The following is a 20019-nucleotide window of genomic DNA, read 5'->3' as shown; positions in this document are numbered from 1 at the left end:
TGACGCGACCTGACGATTGATCCGTGTCGCCTGCATCGCGAGCAAGCTTTGCTCCCACGGGTTTTCCCACCGTTAAAAAGCGAAAACCATGTGTCACTCAAGACTGGGCCAGCCATGAAACGCTACGAAAAATTCGCCGACGACATCGCTGAACTGATCCGCTCGGGCATGCTGGGGCCGGGTCAACGAGTGCCGTCGGTACGCTACGCCAGCCAGACCTACGGCGTCAGCCCGTCCACCGTATTCCAGGCCTATTACCTGCTGGAACGACGCGGCATGATCCGGGCCCGGCCGCGCTCCGGCTACTTCGTCAACGCCCATGCGCCAAGCCCGTTTTCCGAGCCTGCGATCAGTAGCCAGGTGCACGAATCCACCGAAGTCGACGTCAGTGAGTTGGTGTTTTCGGTACTGGATTCGATCAAGGACCCGGCCACCGTACCCTTCGGCTCGGCATTCCCCAGCCCGACGCTGTTCCCACTGCAACGGCTGTCCCGTTCGCTGTCCAGCGCAACACGGGACATGGACCCGCGAATGGTGGTCACGGACATGTCGCCAGGCAATCCACAATTGCGTCGACAAATCGCGCTGCGCTACATGGTCGGCGGGTTGATGTTGCCCATGGAGGAGCTGCTGGTCACCAACGGTGCCCTGGAAGCCTTGAACCTGTGCCTGCAAGCGGTGACCGAGCCCGGCGACCTGGTGGCGATCGAGGCGCCGGCATTCTATGCCAGCCTGCAGGTACTGGAGCGGCTCAAGCTCAAGGCCGTGGAGATTCCCGTCCACCCGCGCGACGGTATCGACCTGGAAGTGTTGGAGCAGACACTGGAGCGCCATCCAATCAAGGCCTGCTGGTGCATGACCAGTTTCCAGAACCCCATGGGCGCAACCATGCCCGAGGCAAGGAAACAGGCCTTGGTGGAACTGCTACGCCGCCATCAGGTGCCGCTGATCGAGGACGATGTCTACGCCGAACTCTATTACGGCCAACAAGCCCCCAAGCCCGCCAAGGCGTTCGACACCGAAGGGCTGGTGATGCATTGCGGTTCGTTCGCCAAGAGCCTGGCACCGGGCTATCGCATCGGCTGGGTCGCCGCCGGGCGCTTTGCGCAGAAGATCGAACGGCTCAAGCTCATGACCTCGCTGTGCGCCTCGATGCCAGCCCAGGCCGCCATCGCCGACTACCTGCAACACGGCGGCTACGACCGTCACCTGCGCAAACTGCGCTACGCCCTGGAAGAACAGCAAAGCGCGATGCTCGCCGCCATCGCCCGCTATTTCCCGGCCCAGACCCGCGTCAGCCAACCGGCAGGCGGTTACTTCCTGTGGCTGGAGCTGCCGGAGCAGATGGACTCGCTGAAACTGTTCCAGATGGCCCTGGCCCAGGGCATCAGCATCGCGCCGGGACCGATCTTTTCACCGACCCGGCGCTTCAGGAATTGCATCCGCCTGAACTATGGCAGCCCGTGGACCGAGGTCTCGGAAACAGCCATGGAGACGTTGGGGCGGATTATTCGGTCGTTGGTAAGCAGGCACGAGCATTGAGAATGACCTGTCAACTCTGACAGTAGAACACCCTCCGGAAATGTCTTAGCGTAGCGATGGCTGACCGAATGAGCGTCACGCGTTAGCAAAAAATCTACCTAAGGAGAAAATCATGAACTACTTTCAAGATTTCGAGAAGGACCAAGACGGCTGGAAATTTATCCAAAGTGACGGAAAGATAGTAACGGAAGCGGGTGGTAATCATTACCTCACCGGCGATGAGTATGTAACTGATTACGGCTTACAGAAAATCTTCAAGTTGCCCTTCGAGGACAAAAGTCCAGTCACGATAAAATTCAAAATCAAAGTTCCCAAGACCGTATCCCTGAAATATTTGAGCTGTGGATTCATGAATGGCCTCACGAGTTTGGCTGTTCCGGAAAGCGATGACCAATGGCATTCGTGCGAAGCAGTCCTACCCCCTCCTCCTAGCTCAGAACTTCCTATGGTACGGATATGGGCGTACCAAGATGAGGTGAATTATCCACAGGGTATCGGGTTTGATGATATTGAAATCGTCCAGCAGCAATAACCGATGAGAGCGAAGGGAATAGTCCAACCGTTCCAATGGCGATTTACGGATGCAGACATCATCGCGAGCAAGCTCGCTCCCACAGGGAACCGTATTCCAATGTGGGAGCGAGCCTGCTCGCGATAAGGGCGGAACAGACACCCCAGACCTCAGCGCCCGCCCCCCAGGTCCACAAACGTCCCGGTCGCATACGAAGCCTTGTCCGACAGCAGCCAGATAATCGCTTCGGCGACTTCATCCGGACGCCCGCCCCGGGCCATGGGAATCGCCGACTCCAGTTTGCTGACCCGATCCGGGTCGCCGCTCAGGGCATGAAAGTCGGTGTAGATGTAGCCGGGACGTACCGCGTTGACGCGAATACCTTCGCCAGCCACTTCCTTGGACAGGCCGATGGTGAAGGTGTCCAGCGCGCCCTTGGAGGCTGCGTAATCGACGTATTCACCCGGCGCCCCCAGGCGAGCAGCCACCGACGAGACGTTGACGATACTGCCGCCCTGCCCGCCATGCCGGGGCGACATGCGCAGCACCGCGTGCTTGGCACAGAGGATCGGACCCAGCACGTTGGTCTTCATGATCTTGAGAATGCGGAACTCGGACATTTCATCGAGCCGGGACTTGTGGGCCACCGTGCCGGCGTTGTTCACCAGGGCGGTGACACGTCCCAGCTCGGCATCCACCCGGTCGAACAGGCTGATCACCTCATCTTCGATGCTCACGTCGGCGCGCACGGCCATCGCCTGTGCGCCCTTGGCCCGCACCTGTTCGAGCACCTCTTGCGCGGCACTTTCATCCGATTGGTAATTGATACAGATCCGATAACCCAACTCGGCAGCCAACAGCGCCGTGGCCGCCCCGATGCCGCGACCGCCACCGGTGATGACGATGACTTTATCCACGTTTGCTTCCCCCGTTCCACGGATAGACGTCCGGCCCAAGAATAGCGTTGACCGATGCGTTTGCACAAAACGCCCGGCTCAGCGGACCAAAACGCCTGTTCAGCGGGCTATCGCCCGTAGGTCCAGGCGTCCGTCCAGCAGCGGCGGGCACCAGTAGTAACCACCGGTGATTGGCCGGCTCATGCGATACAGGCCGTCGGTGATACCGTCTTCCAGGCCACTCATGCGTCGCAGTTGTGCCTCGAAGGCATCGAGGGAGAAGCCGAACGCCAGGAACATCAGCCCTGCACGGTCACCTTCGATCCACGGCATGGAGCGACGTACCACGAACGCCTCCGGGGCGAAACTTTCCTGGGCGGTGCGCTTGACGTGGGCCGACTCCGGCGCGTCGTCGATTTCTTCGTTGTCGCTCAGGCGGCGGCCCATGATGTTGTCGCGTTCGTGGGGCTGCATCGCCGCGAAACCGTCCAGGTCATGCTGCCACTGCTGGATCGCGGCAAAACTGCCACCGCGTACCCCGTCGGCGCCCTGGGCCAGGGCGGCGGCGATGGCCGCTTCGTCATGAGGGTTTTCGGTGCCGTCTTCGTAGCCGGTCAGGTCATGGCCAGTCATATGGCGGAAGGTTTCGTTCATCTGCACCAGGCGCAGCGCCGGAGCCAGCGCGGCCTCGATGGCGCGACTGCGGTGCATCAGCTCGCCGCGGTCTTCGCCGTGCAGCCAGCACCACAGCGCGTGCTGGGTCGACGGGTTGTCCACGCCCACGCCGGCCAACGCAGGAAAGGCCCGCAGGCCTTCGACCTGGGCGCCCAGCGCCTGGACCAGCGATTCGCCGAAGCCGACCACGGCCCGCCCATCGAGCAACGACTGGAGTTTGTCTATCGCAGCCGGCAGTGCCTCGACCGATTCCAGGGCAAAAAACAAATGACGGGCCTGAGGCGGAACAGGGGTGGCGAGAATGCCGGGCTGGTAGTAACTCATGTGAACTCCTTTAGAAAGGGCACAAGTCTACCCGGCAGCCGTGGGGGTTTGCCATGCGACACCGAGGGCGGCTGCCAAAAGATTTTCGTAGGAAGACTCCCGCGAGCCAGTCAGACGACTCGGAACCTGACCTGAGCCCGATAGCAGCCAATTGCCGAGCAACCGAAAACCTCCTAGATTGACCAGCCCCAAGATGCCCCAGGCATCGCAAGCTGCCGGATGCAGAGCGGCTTGAACCACCGCCATCCAAGGAGACGGTCCGACATGCACATGGCTAAATCGATACTCGCAGGCACTTTTTTCCTGCTCTACGGGGCGGCTCCGGGCTTTGCCCAGGATCGTATTGAAGAGGCCGTCAATGCCACGATCCAGCCATTGATGAAACAACAGGACATCGCCGGCATGGCTGTGGCGATCACCTACAAGGGCCAACGCCATTACTTCAACTACGGCGAGGCCTCCAAGGACACGAAAAAACCGGTCACCGACCAGACCCTCTTCGAAATCGGCTCGATCAGCAAGACCTTTACCGCCACCCTCGGCGCCTATGCCCAGGCCCAGGGCAAGCTGTCCCTGACGGACCCGGCCAGTCGCTTCGCCCCCGAGCTGCGCGGCAGCGCCTTCGACGGCATCAGCCTGCTCAACCTCGCCACCTACACCGCCGGCGGCCTGCCGTTGCAGTTTCCCGACGAGGCAGACCATCCAGACCGGATGTTCAGTTATTACACGACCTGGAAGCCGCTCTACCCGGCCGGCACCCAGCGGCTCTATTCAAACCCGAGCATCGGGTTGTTCGGCTATCTGGCAGCCCGCAGCATGGGCCAGTCGTTTGACGAGGTAATGGAGCGCACACTGATGCCAGGGCTGGGCCTCAAGCACAGTTATGTGCGGGTGCCACAGGATCAGTCGGGTCGATACGCCCAAGGGTATGCAAAGGACGGCAAGCCTGTCCGGGTCGGGCCTGGTGCCCTGGACTCCGAGGCTTACGGGGTGAAGACCAGCTCATCGGACCTGATTCGCTTCGTCGAGGCCAACCTGCGCCCCGGAAAACTGGACGCCAACCTGCGCCAAGCCATCGCCACGACTCATACCGGGTTCTATAAGGTCGGTGGAATGACCCAGGGGTTGGGTTGGGAGTTCTACCCCTACCCGCTCACCGTGGATGCGCTGCTGGCTGGCAACTCGACGCAAGTCGCGATGACGCCAAACAAGGTCGAACCGCTGGATCCGCCTCGCCCTGCGCCGGTCAACGCCTGGATCAACAAGACCGGTTCCACCGGCGGCTTTGGTGCCTACGTGGCATTCGTGCCCGGAAAGGACATGGGGATCGTCATGCTTGCCAACAGGAACTACCCGAACGAGGAACGGGTGAAAGCCGCGCACCGGATCCTCACTGCACTGGACGGGAAGTAAATCGGCGGGGTTACCTGTGGCGAGGGGATTTATCCCCTCTCGAGTGCGTAGCACTCGCCGGATTCTTTGACATGCAGAAATGCTGGGGCCGCTTCGCAGCCCAGCGGGGATAAATCCCCTCGCCACAGGGAGCCTCATCGTTACTGGAAGTCAATCATCCAGCGGCTTCGGCGGCCCTGCCGGCTTGACTGCCTTGCCAGGCTTGGCACCTTTCGTATCCTTGGCCGGTGCAGGCTCTGGCGCGGGAGGTGGGGCTGGAGGTGTCGCCTCTTTTTCGGCCGCAGGCAGTTTATCGACGGTGTCGAAGAGGTCTTTCAGTTCGATCGCCCCGGAATGCTCAAGCTTCTTTTCCCCGTCCTTGCCCACCAGGATGATCTTGGTCTGCGCACCGGCGCCCAACTTGAGCGAGCGAATCAACGCCATGGTGCTTTGCGGGTCCAGGTCCTTGCCATCGCGCTGCCCAATGGTATTGAGCACGGTATAGAGCACCATGTTGCGCTCAGAAAAGCCCTGCTTGCCTGCCGGCTCATCCAAGGCCTTTTTCAGGCTCACCCAGGCAGGGTCGACCGTACTGGGCGCGATGACGATCAGGGGACGTGCCCTGCCTGCATCCGCCACCAAGGGTGAGTCTCCATCGGCAGCGAACAGGGGGCTGGCGATGGCCAGCAAGGTAGCGAAGGTCAACGACCGAATGAGCATGCGCCTCTCCTTTTGATATTTACGCTGTACTGATTGCACAGGGCGGCGATTGTTCCGCGAGAGTCGCTCGATACTGCGCCTGCCTGACTTGAAGCTTAGGCCAGGGGGGTCATTGCGCAACCAGCCAACGCGTATGGGAGGGAGAGGTATGACTGCTAGAAGTACAGTCACCGCAAACGAGTGTGGGAGCGGGCTTGCTCGCTCCCACAATGGATCTCGGTGCCAGTTCTAGAACGCCAGCTTGAACCCGATCATCACCAACATCACCGCCAGGCACGGGCGCAGCAGTTCGTCGGAGATGCGGCCCGACAAATGACTGCCCAGGTAGATCCCTGGCAACGAACCTACCAGCAGGAACCCCAGGATGTGCCAGTCCATGTTGCCCATGCTCGCATGGCCCAGGCCAGCCACCAGAGTCAGCGGCACGGCGTGGGCGATCTCGGTGCCCACCAGGCGCTTGGTGACCAGGAACGGATAGAGGATGAACAGCGCGACAGTACCCAGCGCGCCGGCACCGATGGAGGTCAACGCGACCATCGTACCCAGCACCAGGCCGGTGATGACCGTGAGCACGTTGAGTTGCGAACCGGAGGGATTGTAGTGGCCGCCAGCACGATCATGAGCGAATTGCAGCAGGCGCTTCTTGAACAGGATCGCCAGGGCAGTGGCGAACAACACAAAGCCCAGGGCCTGCTTGATCACCGCGTTCATGGCGTCGGGGGAGCTGTGCAGGCTGCTGAGGAACCACAGCGTCAAGCCGACCGCCGGCACGCTGCCCAACGTCAGCCAGCCGGTGATGGCCCAGTCGATGTTGCGGTTTTTGGCATGAACCAGGACACCGCCAGACTTGGTAATGGCCGCATACAGCAGGTCCGTACCCACCGCGGTCGCCGGGTTGATCCCAAACCACAACAGGATCGGGGTCATCAACGAACCACCGCCGACGCCGGTCATCCCAACGATGAAGCCGACCACCAGGCCCGCAACGACTAAACCGACATTACCGAAATCCATTAAACCCGTCTCAACACAACCGCATGAAAAATCTGGCCGCGAGCATAGCGATTTTTCTTATAACCCCCTATATCGATATGATCTATCTTTATTCCTTTATCATCACATCACTGAACCGGCAGGAAGTTGAGGAACAGCAGGCTCTGGGCATAATTCAAGCCGATCCGCCGGTAGCGTTCGTCGAGCATCTGGGTCAGCAGGTCCAGCCGGGCGACGATTTTTCCGAACTCCACGGCGAAACTCAGGTTGCTGCCCTCCTCCGAAATCTCATTGGAAAACAGCAGCGGTTTGCCCTCCTTGTTCTGCCGCTGACTTAGCAGCCAAGTGGCTTTTTCGATATTGCGCGCCGCATTGCTGACAAAGCGCGGATCGATGGTGTCGGTCATGTAGAACTCCAGGCGATTGCCGTGAGCAGTGACCAGCATGCTACCGATGGCATAGATGAACGCCCCGACCCGATCACCGAGAAATTCCGGGCTCATGGCATAGCTCAGGGCAGCCAGGTCCTTCTTGCCGCCCAGGGTCGGTAAGGGTTGTTGCTGCTCGATGGCCATGCGCACTTGTTTTTCCGCGGTGCGGGCGTCGAGAAAGCCGGACTTGCGCAGTTCCTCGGGGTTGCGCAGGTAAAGCTTGCTCATCAGCAAATAGAGGCTTTGCAGGTTGTCGTGCATCGACAGCGTGGCCATGCGGTCGACGCTGGTCTGCAAGAACTCCTGGGGCCTGGCGTTGCTGAACTGCGTGACCATGTCCTGCCCCTGCTGCTGGCTGCAGCCGCCGCTGAACAGCACCGACACACCGACCAACAACGCCATGCCGCGGCGGCGCAACCTCATCACAGAATAAAAAACACCGGCCATCGAGTCTCGGTCTGGGCATGGGGAAGCGATGGGGGTCGCCGCTTCCAGGCCAAGGATAGAGCGGTAAAAAACGCAAAAGTGCAGTGTCCGGTGAAAACCCGCAGCCTTCCACGACAACTCAAAAACCCAATTAGTCTTACTTTTTAATTGATAAATCTCTATTAATGACTATAAATCCCTTCTCAACCCACAAATAGAAAGACTACTAACCCGAAAAACCTTCAGCGCTGTCCGACCAGTAACGGACTCGCCCCGCGTTCAAAACAACAACAAAACAACAGGAAGGAAGGTCATACCATGCTTGAATCCAGACAACTGCTCACGGCCCTCGGAGTGTCTCTGATGATCGCCACCTCGGCTTCCCAGGCTGCCGGCCTGACCAACGAACGCGGTACGTTCGGCAAGACCGACGACGCCACGGCGGTGGAAAAATTCGTGCTGCGCAACAGCCACGGCATGGAGGCCACGGTCATCACCTACGGCGGCATCCTGCAGTCATTGAGCGTGCCGGACAAAAACGGCAAGGCCGCCGACATCGTGCTCGGTTTCGACGATGTGCAGGGTTACCAGAAGAACGGCAGCGTGTATTTCGGCGCGACCATCGGCCGCTTTGGCAATCGCCTGGCCGACGGGGCTTTCGAGCTGGACGGCAAGCGTTACCAGGTGCCGCAGAACGACCATGGCAACTCCCTGCACGGCGGCCCACAAGGGTTCGACAAGCGCGTCTGGAAGGCCGAGCCCCATAATGCCAAGGACTCGGTGGGTGTCACCCTGACCTACCTGTCACCTGATGGCGAGATGGGCTTTCCCGGCGCACTAAAGACCGACGTCACCTACAGCCTCAACGAACAGAACGAGTTGCGCATCGAGTACAAGGCCACCACCGACAAACCCACGGTGCTGAACCTGACCAACCACAGCTATTTCAACCTGGCCGGCGCCGGCAACGGCGACATACTCGAGCAGATCGCAACTCTGCACGCAGCCCATTACACGCCGGTCACTGGAAAACTCATTCCCACCGGCGAACTGGCCCCCGTAGCCGGCACACCGATGGATTTCACCCAACCCACCGCCATCGGCACCCATATCAAGGCCGATCACCCACAACTCAAATTCGCCGAGCCGAAACAGGGTGGCTTCGATTTCAACTGGGCGCTGGACGCCAAGGGCGACGTGACCAAACTGGCCGCCGAGGTGTATGACACCGATTCCGGACGCCGCCTGCAGCTCTACACCAGCGAGCCTGGCGTGCAGTTCTACACCAGCAACTTCCTCGACGGCACCGTCAAGGGCAAGCAAGGCAAGGTCTATCCGCACTGGGGCGCGTTCACCCTGGAAACCCAGCACTACCCCGACTCGCCCAACCAGCCGAACTTCCCCTCGACGCGGCTCGATCCAGGCCAGACCTACACCCAGACCATGGTGCTGAAGTTCTCGGCAAAATAACGTCCCCGCCGACTGACCGTTCCCACGCTCCGCGTCACGCCTTTGGGACGCGGAGCATCCCGGAAAGCATTCCCACGCAGAACGTGGGAACGCTCATCAGGTGAACACCTGGTCTATCCTGCTGCCACAGCACTATCGGTCTAAACAACAGGAGGTAGCCATGAAGACTCTGGAATTGGCCGGCGTGTCCGTACCGGTGATCGGCCAAGGCACCTGGCGCATGGGTGAGGAACCGTCCCATCACAAGAAAGAAGTAGCGGCCCTGCGGCTGGGAATCGAATTGGGCATGACCCTGATCGACACGGCGGAGATGTATGCCGAGGGCGGAGCCGAAACCGTCGTTGGCGAAGCGATCACCGGCCTGCGCGACCAGGTTTTCCTGGTGAGCAAGGTCTATCCCCACAACGCCAGTCGCAAAGGCATTCCCCTGGCCTGCGAACGCAGCTTGCGCCGGCTCGACACCGATTACATCGACCTTTACCTGCTGCACTGGCGCGGTCAGTACCCGTTGGAGGAAACCGTCGAAGCCTTTGAGCGCCTGCGTGAAGAAGGCAAGATCGGCCGTTGGGGCGTGTCGAACTTCGACGTGGCGGACCTTGAAGAACTGGCCGCACCGGCCTGCGCGACCAACCAGGTGCTGTACAACCTGCAAGAACGCGGTATCGAATTCGACCTGCTGCCCTGGTGCCAGAAACGGCCCATGCCAGTCATGGCTTACTGCCCGGTCGGCCAGGGCGGGCACCTGCTCAAGGATCACACCCTGGGACAAATCGCCGAACGCCATCGCGCCACACCGGCGCAAATAGCACTGGCCTGGTTGCTGCGCCAGGACAATGTCATTGCGATTCCCAAGGCCGTGAAGCCCGAGCATGTGCGTTTGAATGCCGAGGCGGCGAACCTGAAGCTTGAACCGCAGGACCTGGCCGCGCTGGACCTGATATTTCCCCAGCCTCAAGGAAAGCAGCGGCTGGCGATGGTCTGACACCCAATCCTGGGGTTCACACCGACCTGTGGCGATGGAGTTTTTCTGTGGGAGCAAGGCTTGCCCGCGATGCGGACACCTCGTTCCCCAGGACACCGCGTCGTCTTCATCGCGGGCAAGCCTTGCTCCCACCGGGGATAGGCCTTGATTACAGCTCGGCCTGAATACCTGGGGATTTCAGAACAACCCCATCTGCCCACCCACCAACGTCGAAAAATCATCCTCCACAAACGGTAGGATCGCATCCGCCACCGGCTGTAGCTGTTTGGTCACGTAGTGGTCGTAATCGATGGGTGCATTGCGGGTTTCCAAAGGTTCAGGGCCGGCGACGGTGATGACGTAGCTGATCCAGCCGCCGTTCTGGTACTGCCGCGGCCGGCCCTGACGCTGGTTGAACTCATCGGCCAGGCGCGCGGCCCGCACATGGGGTGGGACATTGCGTTCGTAGTCTTCCAGTGGCCGGCGCAGGCGCTTGCGGTAGACCAGCCGATCATCGAACGCGCCGGCCAGGGTCTGCCGCACATAATCGCGCACATAATCCTGATAGGGCTGGCGGTGGAAGATCCGCCCGTACAGCTCCTGCTGGAACTGCCGGGCCAGCGGCGACCAGTCGGTGCGCACGGTTTCCAGGCCCTTGTAGACAATTTCGTCGCTGCCGTCGGCGCGTGTCACCAGCCCGGCGTAGCGTTTCTTGCTGCCTTCCTCGGCCCCCCGAATGGTCGGCATCAAGAAGCGCTTGAAGTGGGTTTCGAACTGCAACTCCAGCGCGCTCTCCAGCCCGAATTCGTCACGTACGTACTCGCACCACCACTGGTTGACGTGCGCCACCAGCTCGCGGCCGATCCTGGCCGCCTCTTCCTGGCCGTGGGCCCGGCGTAGCCAGACGAACGTGGAGTCGGTATCGCCATAGATCACCACATGCCCCTGGGCTTCGATCAACTGGCGGGTGCGCTGCATGATCTGGTGACCACGCAGGGTGATGGACGAGGCCAGGCGCGGATCGAAGAAGCGACAGCCACTGGAACCGAGCACGCCATAAAAAGCGTTCATGATGATTTTCAGCGCTTGGGACAGCGGCGCGTTGTGTTCGCGCTTGGCGGTTTCCCGGCCTTCGGCGACCCGGGCGACGATGGCCGGCAGACAATGTCGGCTACGAGAGAAGCGCGCCCCGCGAAAGCCGGGTACCGATTCCTGCTCATCCGGGTGGCGCAGGCCTTCGATCAAACCCACCGGATCAATCAGGAAGGTACGGATGATCGATGGGTAGAGGCTCTTGTAGTCCAGCACCAGCACCGACTCGTAGAGCCCCGGCTGGGAGTCCATGACAAAGCCGCCCGGGCTGGCTTCGGGTGGACGCTGGCCAAGATTCGGTGCGACGAAACCCTGGCGATGCATCAGCGGCATGTACAGGTGCGTGAAGGCCGCCACCGAACCACCGCTGCGGTCCGCCGGCAGGCCGGTGACGCTGGCCCGTTCCAGGAGGAACTTGAGCAGTTCGGTCTTGGCGAAGATCCGCGTCACCAGCTCGCAGTCCTTGAGGTTGTAGCGGGCCAGGGCCGGCTTGTCCTCGGCGAACATGCGATTGATCTCGTCCATGCGCTGGTACGGGTTATCGATGGACTTGCCCTCCCCCAGCAGCGTCTGGGCGACGTTTTCCAGGCTGAACGAGGGGAAACTCCAAGTGGCTGAGCGCAGGGACTCGATACCGTCGATGATCAGCCGGCCAGCGGCCGAGGCGAAGAAGTGATTGTTGCGCGTACCGTGTTCGCGCCATTGCATTTCTTCGCCACCGCGCCCCAGGCGCAACGGCACCGCCAGCCGCCGGGCGTGTTCATGCAGCACCCGCAGATCGAATTGCACCAGGTTCCAGCCAATGATCCCATCGGGGTCGAAACGGGCGAACCAGTCGTTGAGTTTTTTCAGCAGCGCCGTGCGTGATTCGCAGTATTCCAGCTGGAAATCCACGCCGCTATCGTCGCCGTTGGCTGGCCCGAGCATGTAGACCTGGCGCTCACCACAGCCTTCCAGGGCAATCGAGTACAGTTCGCCCTGGGCGGTGGTTTCGATGTCCAGGGACACCAGGCGCAACGGCGGCCGGTAGTCGGGCGCCGGCTTCATCTGGACGTCGACCAGCAGGCCATCGGCGGCCGGCGTACCGCCAAACCAGACCGGTGCGGTGATGAAGCGTTCCATCAGGTAGCGCTCCGGCGGCCGGATATCCGCCTCGAACACCTCCACACCGGCACGGCGCAAGGTGGTGTCCAGGCGCATCAACTGGGCGTGTTGCTGGCAATACAGCCCCAACACCGGACGGTGTTCGAAATCCAGCAGGTCCAGGGGACGGAGCTCTATGTCCTTCTCCCCTTGCAGCAGGGCTTCGAGCTGGCCGCGCTGGATCTGCGGCACAAACGCCACCGACGGCTGCACTGGCAGGCGCACACGTCGGGGGCCGGCATCAGTCGCCAACCAGAACTCGACTTCGGTGCCGGCCGGGGTATCGCGCCAATGCCGGGTCAGGACGAAGCCCTGCTGTAAATCCACCGCTGCAACCTCGAATTTTGCGTAGGCGACGATTCTACCTGCGGCGAGAGAACTTCACCTGCCCAAGTGACCTGCTCCTGTGGCGAGGGAGCTCGCTCCCGCTGGGGTGCGAAGCAGCCCCAAAACCGGCCACCTCGGTATATCGGGCTAGTGCCAAAAACCGGGGCTGCTACGCAGCCCAGCGGGAGCAAGCTCCCTCGCCACAACAGCGCGCCCCCATAGTTCGAGGGAAATTCACCGACAATGACGCTTTTGGACGACTGGCCGCCGCTTTACCGCTTGCTCTGCGCCGTTGGGTCTACGATTCTTTAATCACCCGCAAAAACAACACCTGAGGCTCCCTCCATGAAAACCGTCGCGCAGTTGCTCCGGATAAAAGATGAGAAGAACCAGCAAGTGCACACCATCTCACCGGACGACATGGTATTGCAGGCCCTGATGCGCATGGCCGAGAAAAACGTCGGCGCCTTGCTGGTGGTGAAAAACGATGAAGTGCTGGGCATCATCAGTGAGCGCGACTATGCGCGCAAAATGGTCTTGCATGGCCGCTCTTCGGTGGGCACGAAAGTGAGCGACATCATGGTCTCCCCGGTGATCACCATAGACCCGCACCAGAATGTCGAAACCTGCCTGAGCATCATGACCGAAAAGCACCTGCGGCATTTGCCGGTGGTCGAGGACGGCAAGCTCGTCGGCCTGCTGTCCATTGGCGACCTGGTCAAGGAAGCCATTGCCGAGCAGGCCGACCTGATCCGACAACTGGAGCAATACATTCGCGGCGAATGAGCCCTCGGCAGGCGGTGTGAAACGTAGCGAATTTCCCCACCGCCTGCCGGACGGGTTGCTCATTCTCAACGCACTTCTATATTGAAGGGGTTGTTCCTGCCGAGCATCCCTATGGCCGACGCCGCCCGACTGATCATTTGTGAACATTGCGATGCGGTGTACGAGCCGGTTGTGCTCGCCCCGCACCAGAAAGCCTCGTGCGTGCGCTGCCACGCTGTAATCCAGCGCTACAACGGCCTGACCATCGAGCAGCGCCTGGCCTTGAGCGCAACGGCCGCGGTGCTGTGGGCCTTCGCCAACATCTACCCGGTCATGAGCATCCGCCTCCAGGGGCTGAGCAACAGCGCGACGTTATGGGACTCCATCGTGGCGCTGAGCCAGGGGCCGATCACCTTCATCGCCCTGGTGACAGCGGTGGCAATCATCATTGCACCGGCCTTCCAACTGGTGCTTCTGCTCTGGGTGCTGGGCCATGCCTACCTCCAGCGGCGGGCGCCGGGGTTCAACCTGTGCATGCGCAGCCTGGAAACCCTGCGACCCTGGAGCATGCTGGAGGTATGCCTACTCGGCGCGCTGGTGGCGGTGATCAAGCTCGCCGGGCTGCTGGACGTGCTCCCGGGGATCGGCCTGTTCGCCCTGGCGGCCTTGAGCCTGCTGATGATCCGCATTGCCGGGCGCGATGTCCGCGACCTGTGGGACAACCTGTGAACGACCAGCCGCTGGCCCCCCCACCAGAGGCCCGCGACCTGGACCTGTGCCTGTGCCACAGTTGCGGCCTGGCCTGTGACATGACCGACGACCCCCAGGCCTGCCCCCGCTGCGACGCCGCCCTGCACCGACGCAAACCCAACGCCATCACCCGGACCTGGGCCTACATGCTGGCCGCACTGGTGTTCTACATTCCGGCCAACCTGCTACCGGTGATGAATACCCAGATGCTCGGCGAAGGCGCCGACAGCACCATCATCAGTGGCGTCATCGAGTTCTGGCAAAGCGGCGCCTGGGACATCGCCCTGATTATCTTCATCGCCAGCATCGCCGTACCGGGCATCAAGTTCGTGGTCCTGACCCTGTTGCTGGTGACCGCGCAGCGGCGCAGCACCTGGGCCCAGGTCCAGCGGGCGAAGCTGTACCGGCTGGTGGAAGTCATCGGTTACTGGTCAATGCTCGATGTGCTGGTGGTGGCCCTGGTGGCAGCACTGGTCAAGTTCCAGGCCCTGAGCGATATCGAACCGCGGCCGGGGATCCTGTTCTTCGGCCTCGTGGTGCTGTTCACCATGCTGTCGGCCATGAGTTTCGACCCCCGGCTGATCTGGGACACTCAACCATCCGAGGAGGTCATGGATGAAGTCGCAAGCCACTGACGGGCAACAACCCGCACCCGGCCGTGCCCACGTCACCAGCCGTCGCTGGACGGTGTCGCTGGTATGGATCGTGCCGATCATCGCGGTGCTGGTGGGCATTTCCCTGGTGGTCCACAACTGGCTGCAGGAAGGCCCGACCATCACCATCACCTTCAAGACCGGCCAGGGCCTGACCGCCAACAAGACCCAGGTGAAATATCGCAACGTGGTCATCGGACAGGTCACCGACGTGCAACTGAGCGATGACCAGAAGAACGTCACCGCCACGGTCAAGCTCGCCAAGACTGCCGACACCTTCACCCACGAGGATTCGGTGTTCTGGGTGGTGCGGCCAAGGATCGGGGCCGGTGGGATCTCGGGAATCGACACCCTGCTGTCAGGAGACTTCATCGGCGCCGACGCCGGTCAATCGAAAGTGCGCGCCAAATCCTTCACCGGCCTGGAGAACCCGCCTCCCATCACTTATGGCGAACCGGGCAAGCGCTTCACCCTGCACTCCCAGGACCTCGGCTCGCTGGATATCGGCTCGCCGGTGTACCTGCGCAAGATCCCAGTGGGCCAAGTGGTGTCCTATGCCCTGGACGCCGAGGGCAAAGGCGTCGACATCGACGTGTTCGTCAACGCGCCCAACGATGTCTACGTCACCGAAAACACCCGGTTCTGGAATGTCAGCGGCGTGGATGTGAACGTCGGAGCCAACGGCTTCGCGGTCAAGACCGAATCGCTCTCGGCGCTGCTGCTGGGCGGCATCGCGTTCCGGGCGCCGGAATACAGCCCCAACGACACCCCTGCCAGCGAAGACAAGACATTCGAGCTGTTCGCCGACCAGCAGAGCGCCCTCGCCCCGCCCGATGGCAAGGCGCAGTACCTGGCCCTGCGGTTCGATCAGGCACTGCGCGGCTTGCGAGTCGGGGCGCCGGTGGAGTTCCTCGGCGTGGAAGTCGGCAGGGTGGTGGCAATCAATCTGGATTTCGATGAGAAACAGCGCAGCTTTCCGGTCAACGTCGGCGTGGTGATCTACCCGCAGCGCCTGGGCAAGGCCCATGAGAAGCTGCTCAAGAGCCTCAATCACAACCCGGACGACGAAGCCGCCGGCGCCCGCCTGATCGGCAGCTTCGTCGAACGCGGCCTGCGCGCCCAGGCCCGCAGCGGCAACCTGTTGACCGGGCAGTTGTACATCTCGCTGGATTTCTACCCCAAGGCGGAAAAAGTCGCCTTCGACCCAAGCGCCCGCCCCGTGCGCATCCCGACCATCCCGGGCAGCCTCCAACAACTGCAGGAACAACTGCAGGCGATGATCGAGCGGATCAACAAACTGCCACTGGAGAGCATCGCCGGCAACCTGGATGGCAACCTGGTAGAGCTGCGCAAAGGCCTGGCCCAGTTCAACAGCAAGACCCTGCCGGGCGTACAAAGCACCTTGCAGGACGTGAGCAAGACCCTGCAATCGGCCAATTCGACCCTCGCCGAAGATTCGCCCCAGCGCGAACAACTGACCCAGACCCTGGACGACCTGGGGCGCATGTCGCGCTCGCTGCGCGAACTGTCGGACTACCTGAGCCGCCACCCCGAATCGCTGCTTCGCGGTCGTCCCAAGGACGCACCGGCACAGAACCTCACATTGCCGGTGAAAGAATGATCACAGGAGCCCGCCCCATGCCGATGACGCTGAAACTCACCCTGGTTGCCGTGGCGTTGCTACTGGGCGCCTGCCGCAGCGATCCGATCCACTACCACACCCTGAGCCCGGCCCAACCGGCCGGCCAGTCGCGCTCCGGCGTGGACATCCAGATCGAACAGGTCAGCGTGCCGCCCCAGGTGGACCGCACCCAGATCGTCATACGCCAGGGCAACAGCGGGCTGGCGATCCTGGAAACGCAATGGTGGGGCGCCAGCCTGGCCGATGAACTGCGCAGCAGCCTGGACGAACAACTGGGCAACCCCGGCGCGCCGAAAGCATTGCTGCGGGTGGACGTGCAACGCTTTGATTCGATCCCTGGCCGCTATGCCCGCATGGATGTGCAATGGCGACTGCGCAACCCGGGCAACGACGCCCGCCCCCTCACCTGCCGCAGCAGCCTGCAGACGCCGACGGGCGCCAGTATCGACGAGCTGGTGACGGCGCATCAGGAGAATGTCCGGCAATTTGTCGGCCTCGTCGAGCAGGCGGCCGCACGCAAGATGTGCCCTTGATTCACTCAGGCCAATGCAGCGACAGCACAGGCGCAACACGCGGATGGTGATCGATGCGCTCCAACAACTCGTAGAACGCTGGACGTGCGTTTAGCATCGCCGCCCGCGTATCTCTCCACTTCGTGATCACGGCCGCCAGGATATCCAGCGCCCCCGGTTCGGCACCGCTGAGAAAAGGTCGGGCCGGGAACTGGTCGGCAAACAGCGCCCAGTTGTGATACAGCCGTTGCTGCGTGCCGGATATCAAACGCTGCCGAGTCGCTTCGTCCGCATCCTCCAGCCAGCGTTGCGGAAAATCGATAATGCCGATGGGCGTGTAGCAATTGGCCGCGATGTAAACCAGGCCCCGTATGGCTTGCGCACGCTGGGCCGGATCTTGCGGAAGCAGCTTCGATGCGGGGAAGGTCAACCCGAGGTGGATCAGGATCGCCGCCGCCTCAGTCAGCACCGAGCCATCCGGCAACAGCAGGGTCGGCACCTGCTTCTGCGGGTTGAGTTTCTCAAGCTCTTTCGCTGCATCGCTGTCCTCGGTCGAATAGGCATCGACCCGCCGATAAGCCACCTTACAAAGACACAGGGCAACCTCCACCGCCGAGGAACCGGATTGCCTGTAACCGAATAACTGATACATGGACGCACCTCCTGCATAAGGGTTAGCCGGTAGAGCCTGGGAGCCTATCAGTGTTCCATCGAGCTGACCGGCAGTGGCCCAACGAGCTATCACTGCCGTCGATGTTCACCATCATGTCAATGAAGTTCTCTTGATGATCGCCCGGAACAACAATGGCCCCACACAAACCTACTGCACCCCGGAGCACACCATCATGAAACGCCAAGTCATCCTCAGCCTCGCTTTCTCTGTACTGGCCGCCAACGTATTTGCCGCCTCCTCGCAACCCGTCGTCGCTGAAGGCGGTTCTGATCGCCTGATCGAAAACCGCGTCGCTGAAGGCGGTGCCGATCGCCTGCTGGAACGTCGCGTCGCCGAAGGCGGTTCTGATCGCCTGATCGAAAACCGCGTTGCCGAAGGCGGGGCTGATCGTCTGCTGGAGCGTCGCGTCGCTGAAGGCGGTGCCGATCGGCTGCTGGAACGTCGCGTCGCCGAGGGTGGCTCTGATCGCCTGATCGAAAACCGCGTCGCTGAAGGCGGTGCCGATCGTCTGCTGGAACGTCGCGTCGCCGAAGGTGGCTCTGATCGCCTGATCGAAAACCGCGTCGCTGAAGGCGGTGCCGATCGTCTGCTGGAACGTCGCGTCGCCGAGGGTGGTTCTGATCGCTTGATCGAAAACCGCGTATGAGTTGTTCCGTCGTCACAACGTTCCAGATAGCGCCCGCCCCCACACCATCCCAGTAAAGCCCGGCCTTATCCGCCGGGCTTTTACTTGGCCTGTGTTTGGCTAACGCCCCGACGTCCGCGCCATGCACCGCTGATAACGCTCATCCACCCGCTTGGCGAACCACGCGGTGGTCAGCTTGCGCGTAATCTTCGGGCTCTTGAGCACGATCCCCGGCAGTACCGCCCGCGGCAACGCCTTGCCCTCGGCCCGCTCAGCCAGCTCGAACATGCGTTTGTAAAGCTTGCTGTCCTCGAACGCCAGGCTGTCACCCTGCTCCAATTGATCGCGAATGGTCGGGTTGCGCATCCCTAGCGACTTGCCCAGCGTACGCACCGCCAACTCCGTGCTGCCTGGCATGATTGAATCATGGGCAACCAGATCGCCATCCAGCGCCAGGGAAATGCCCGACGCTACACTTACCGCATGCTGGAAAGCCGCGTTACGACTGGCGTACCACCCGGCATTGAAATCGGCAAAACGATACAACGGCTCGGTGTAGCTCACCGGATAGCCCAGCAAATGCGCGATACCGAAGTACATCCCGCCACGACGACTGAACACTTCGCGACGAATCGAGCCATCTACCGTATAGGGATAATTTCGCGCATTGGCCTGGGCAAAGGCGATGCTGACCTGCATTGGCCCACCCGTGTGCACCGGATTGAAACCGTCGAACAGTGTCTTGCCCAACGGCACCATGCCAATGAAGTCGTCGAAAATCTCGCTCAGTTCTTTCTCGCTACGCGCCGCGTTGAGCCGATCGCTGTAGCTTTTGCCGTTGGGCGAACGTACCTGGAGTGCACCACTGACCAACAGCTCCGGAACGTGCACCTTCGCCGCACGGCGGTTGATCTCCTGACGCGCGATCCTGCCCAGCCCCGGCACCGGCGGGTCGGCCTGGAACGTCGACTCCTGTTCGGTCACCGCCAGGACAGCACAGATGTTCTGCGTGGTGGTCGGGATCTGCTGAGCCGCGAAAGCGACATAGATATCAGTCGCCCAGCCCTCGCGATCCACAGTCTTGGCCGGCAGCAATCGCACAATCTGCGCCTTGACCTCGGCGGGCTGGCGCTCAGGCTCCTGGACCTGGCGGCTGCCGCAACCGGCAAGGGCCAGCAATGCGGCGACGCTGATCATCAATCGATTGAGTTGCATGGTGCTCCATCAGGTCTGTTATTCCGGAGCAACCATACGATCAAAAGCGGGTACGGGCTATGTTCTATCGCGCAGAGCACCGAAATGGTCCTGGAAGGAAACCGGCTCGATAGCCCCAGAAACCCAATGTGGGAGCGAGCCTGCTCGCGATGCCGACGGCACATTCACCATCGCCGCCAACTGACCCACCGCTATCGCGAGCAGGCTCGCTCCCACAGGGGAATGGCGGTGAATATAAAACTCGCGTCCAATCAAATCAGTGTGGGAGCCGAGCTTGCTCG

The 20019-nt window shown here is 61.5% G+C and carries 19 protein-coding genes; 11 read left to right on the top strand and 8 right to left on the bottom strand.

Features of this window, described 5'->3' with window-relative positions; translation table 11 throughout:
- Positions 1-114 precede the first annotated feature (114 nt).
- The gene (mapR, locus tag PSH86_RS10595) at positions 115-1542 is read left to right on the top strand and encodes a GntR family transcriptional regulator MpaR (RefSeq protein WP_176688206.1); all 1428 of its coding nucleotides are present in this window, start codon (positions 115-117) and stop codon (positions 1540-1542) included.
- 112 nt (positions 1543-1654) lie between these two features.
- Positions 1655-2074 carry a hypothetical protein gene (locus PSH86_RS10590; RefSeq protein ID WP_305489600.1) on the top strand — a complete coding sequence of 140 codons (420 nt, stop codon included), beginning with the start codon at positions 1655-1657 and terminating at the stop codon, positions 2072-2074.
- Positions 2075-2223: 149 nt separating this feature from the next.
- Here PSH86_RS10590 and PSH86_RS10585 read toward each other — a convergent pair whose 3' ends face one another.
- Positions 2224-2970, bottom strand: coding sequence for an SDR family oxidoreductase (locus PSH86_RS10585; protein WP_109751731.1), 747 nt, complete (start codon positions 2968-2970; stop codon positions 2224-2226).
- Positions 2971-3069: 99 nt separating this feature from the next.
- A complete protein-coding gene (locus PSH86_RS10580; RefSeq protein ID WP_109751730.1) occupies positions 3070-3948 on the bottom strand; it encodes a Dyp-type peroxidase in 879 nt (292 codons plus the stop codon).
- Between the two features lie 264 nt (positions 3949-4212).
- On the opposite strand from PSH86_RS10580, the gene ampC reads away from it, so the two are divergent.
- On the top strand, positions 4213-5361 hold the full coding sequence (ampC, locus tag PSH86_RS10575; RefSeq protein ID WP_305489597.1) for a class C beta-lactamase: 1149 nt from the start codon (positions 4213-4215) through the stop codon (positions 5359-5361).
- Between the two features lie 150 nt (positions 5362-5511).
- On the opposite strand, the gene PSH86_RS10570 is transcribed toward ampC, so the two are convergent.
- From PSH86_RS10570 to PSH86_RS10560, 3 genes are all read right to left on the bottom strand, one after another.
- Entirely contained in the window at positions 5512-6060 is a 549-nt protein-coding gene (locus PSH86_RS10570) for a DUF4174 domain-containing protein (RefSeq protein ID WP_116831957.1), read from the bottom strand.
- Between the two features lie 228 nt (positions 6061-6288).
- Positions 6289-7074: a sulfite exporter TauE/SafE family protein gene (locus tag PSH86_RS10565; protein WP_305489594.1), complete on the bottom strand. Its 786-nt coding sequence runs from the start codon at positions 7072-7074 to the stop codon at positions 6289-6291.
- 107 nt (positions 7075-7181) lie between these two features.
- Positions 7182-7931 (bottom strand): hypothetical protein, encoded by a 750-nt coding sequence (locus PSH86_RS10560; protein ID WP_109751726.1) that lies wholly within the window; start codon positions 7929-7931, stop codon positions 7182-7184.
- 297 nt (positions 7932-8228) lie between these two features.
- On the opposite strand from PSH86_RS10560, the gene PSH86_RS10555 reads away from it, so the two are divergent.
- Together PSH86_RS10555 and PSH86_RS10550 are read left to right on the top strand one after the other, a co-directional pair.
- On the top strand, positions 8229-9380 hold the full coding sequence (locus PSH86_RS10555) for an aldose epimerase family protein (protein WP_305489592.1): 1152 nt from the start codon (positions 8229-8231) through the stop codon (positions 9378-9380).
- Positions 9381-9540: 160 nt separating this feature from the next.
- Positions 9541-10362 carry an aldo/keto reductase gene (locus tag PSH86_RS10550; RefSeq protein ID WP_176688212.1) on the top strand — a complete coding sequence of 274 codons (822 nt, stop codon included), beginning with the start codon at positions 9541-9543 and terminating at the stop codon, positions 10360-10362.
- A 177-nt stretch (positions 10363-10539) separates the two neighbouring features.
- Here PSH86_RS10550 and PSH86_RS10545 read toward each other — a convergent pair whose 3' ends face one another.
- Positions 10540-12903, bottom strand: coding sequence for a DNA polymerase II (locus PSH86_RS10545; RefSeq protein ID WP_109751722.1), 2364 nt, complete (start codon positions 12901-12903; stop codon positions 10540-10542).
- Positions 12904-13248: 345 nt separating this feature from the next.
- Between PSH86_RS10545 and PSH86_RS10540 the strand changes: the two genes are divergently transcribed.
- From PSH86_RS10540 to PSH86_RS10520, 5 genes are all read left to right on the top strand, one after another.
- Complete coding sequence (locus PSH86_RS10540) at positions 13249-13689, top strand: CBS domain-containing protein (protein WP_030138503.1); 441 nt, start codon at positions 13249-13251, stop codon at positions 13687-13689.
- Between the two features lie 111 nt (positions 13690-13800).
- The gene (locus PSH86_RS10535) at positions 13801-14397 is read left to right on the top strand and encodes a paraquat-inducible protein A (RefSeq protein ID WP_109751721.1); all 597 of its coding nucleotides are present in this window, start codon (positions 13801-13803) and stop codon (positions 14395-14397) included.
- Between the two features lie 11 nt (positions 14398-14408).
- Positions 14409-15053 carry a paraquat-inducible protein A gene (locus PSH86_RS10530; protein ID WP_305490354.1) on the top strand — a complete coding sequence of 215 codons (645 nt, stop codon included), beginning with the start codon at positions 14409-14411 and terminating at the stop codon, positions 15051-15053.
- Entirely contained in the window at positions 15034-16692 is a 1659-nt protein-coding gene (locus tag PSH86_RS10525; RefSeq protein ID WP_134923671.1) for an intermembrane transport protein PqiB, read from the top strand. Before PSH86_RS10530 ends, PSH86_RS10525 begins: the two co-directional genes overlap by 20 nt.
- Before the next feature lie 17 nt (positions 16693-16709).
- Complete coding sequence (locus tag PSH86_RS10520) at positions 16710-17246, top strand: membrane integrity-associated transporter subunit PqiC (RefSeq protein ID WP_109751719.1); 537 nt, start codon at positions 16710-16712, stop codon at positions 17244-17246.
- A 1-nt stretch (position 17247) separates the two neighbouring features.
- Here the strand turns inward: PSH86_RS10520 and PSH86_RS10515 are convergent, their stop codons facing one another.
- Entirely contained in the window at positions 17248-17877 is a 630-nt protein-coding gene (locus PSH86_RS10515) for a glutathione S-transferase family protein (protein WP_176688215.1), read from the bottom strand.
- A 193-nt stretch (positions 17878-18070) separates the two neighbouring features.
- On the opposite strand from PSH86_RS10515, the gene PSH86_RS10510 reads away from it, so the two are divergent.
- Positions 18071-18544 (top strand): phage infection protein, encoded by a 474-nt coding sequence (locus PSH86_RS10510; protein ID WP_305489583.1) that lies wholly within the window; start codon positions 18071-18073, stop codon positions 18542-18544.
- Positions 18545-18643: 99 nt separating this feature from the next.
- Here PSH86_RS10510 and PSH86_RS10505 read toward each other — a convergent pair whose 3' ends face one another.
- A complete protein-coding gene (locus tag PSH86_RS10505; protein ID WP_116831949.1) occupies positions 18644-19738 on the bottom strand; it encodes a DUF1615 domain-containing protein in 1095 nt (364 codons plus the stop codon).
- Positions 19739-20019 lie beyond the last annotated feature (281 nt).

Origin of the sequence: Pseudomonas sp. FP2300, assembly GCF_030687595.1 — a bacterium.
Lineage (GTDB): Bacteria > Pseudomonadota > Gammaproteobacteria > Pseudomonadales > Pseudomonadaceae > Aquipseudomonas > Aquipseudomonas bijieensis.
The sequence above is the reverse complement of the archived record's forward strand: the minus strand, read 5'-3'. Positions and strand labels throughout refer to the sequence as shown.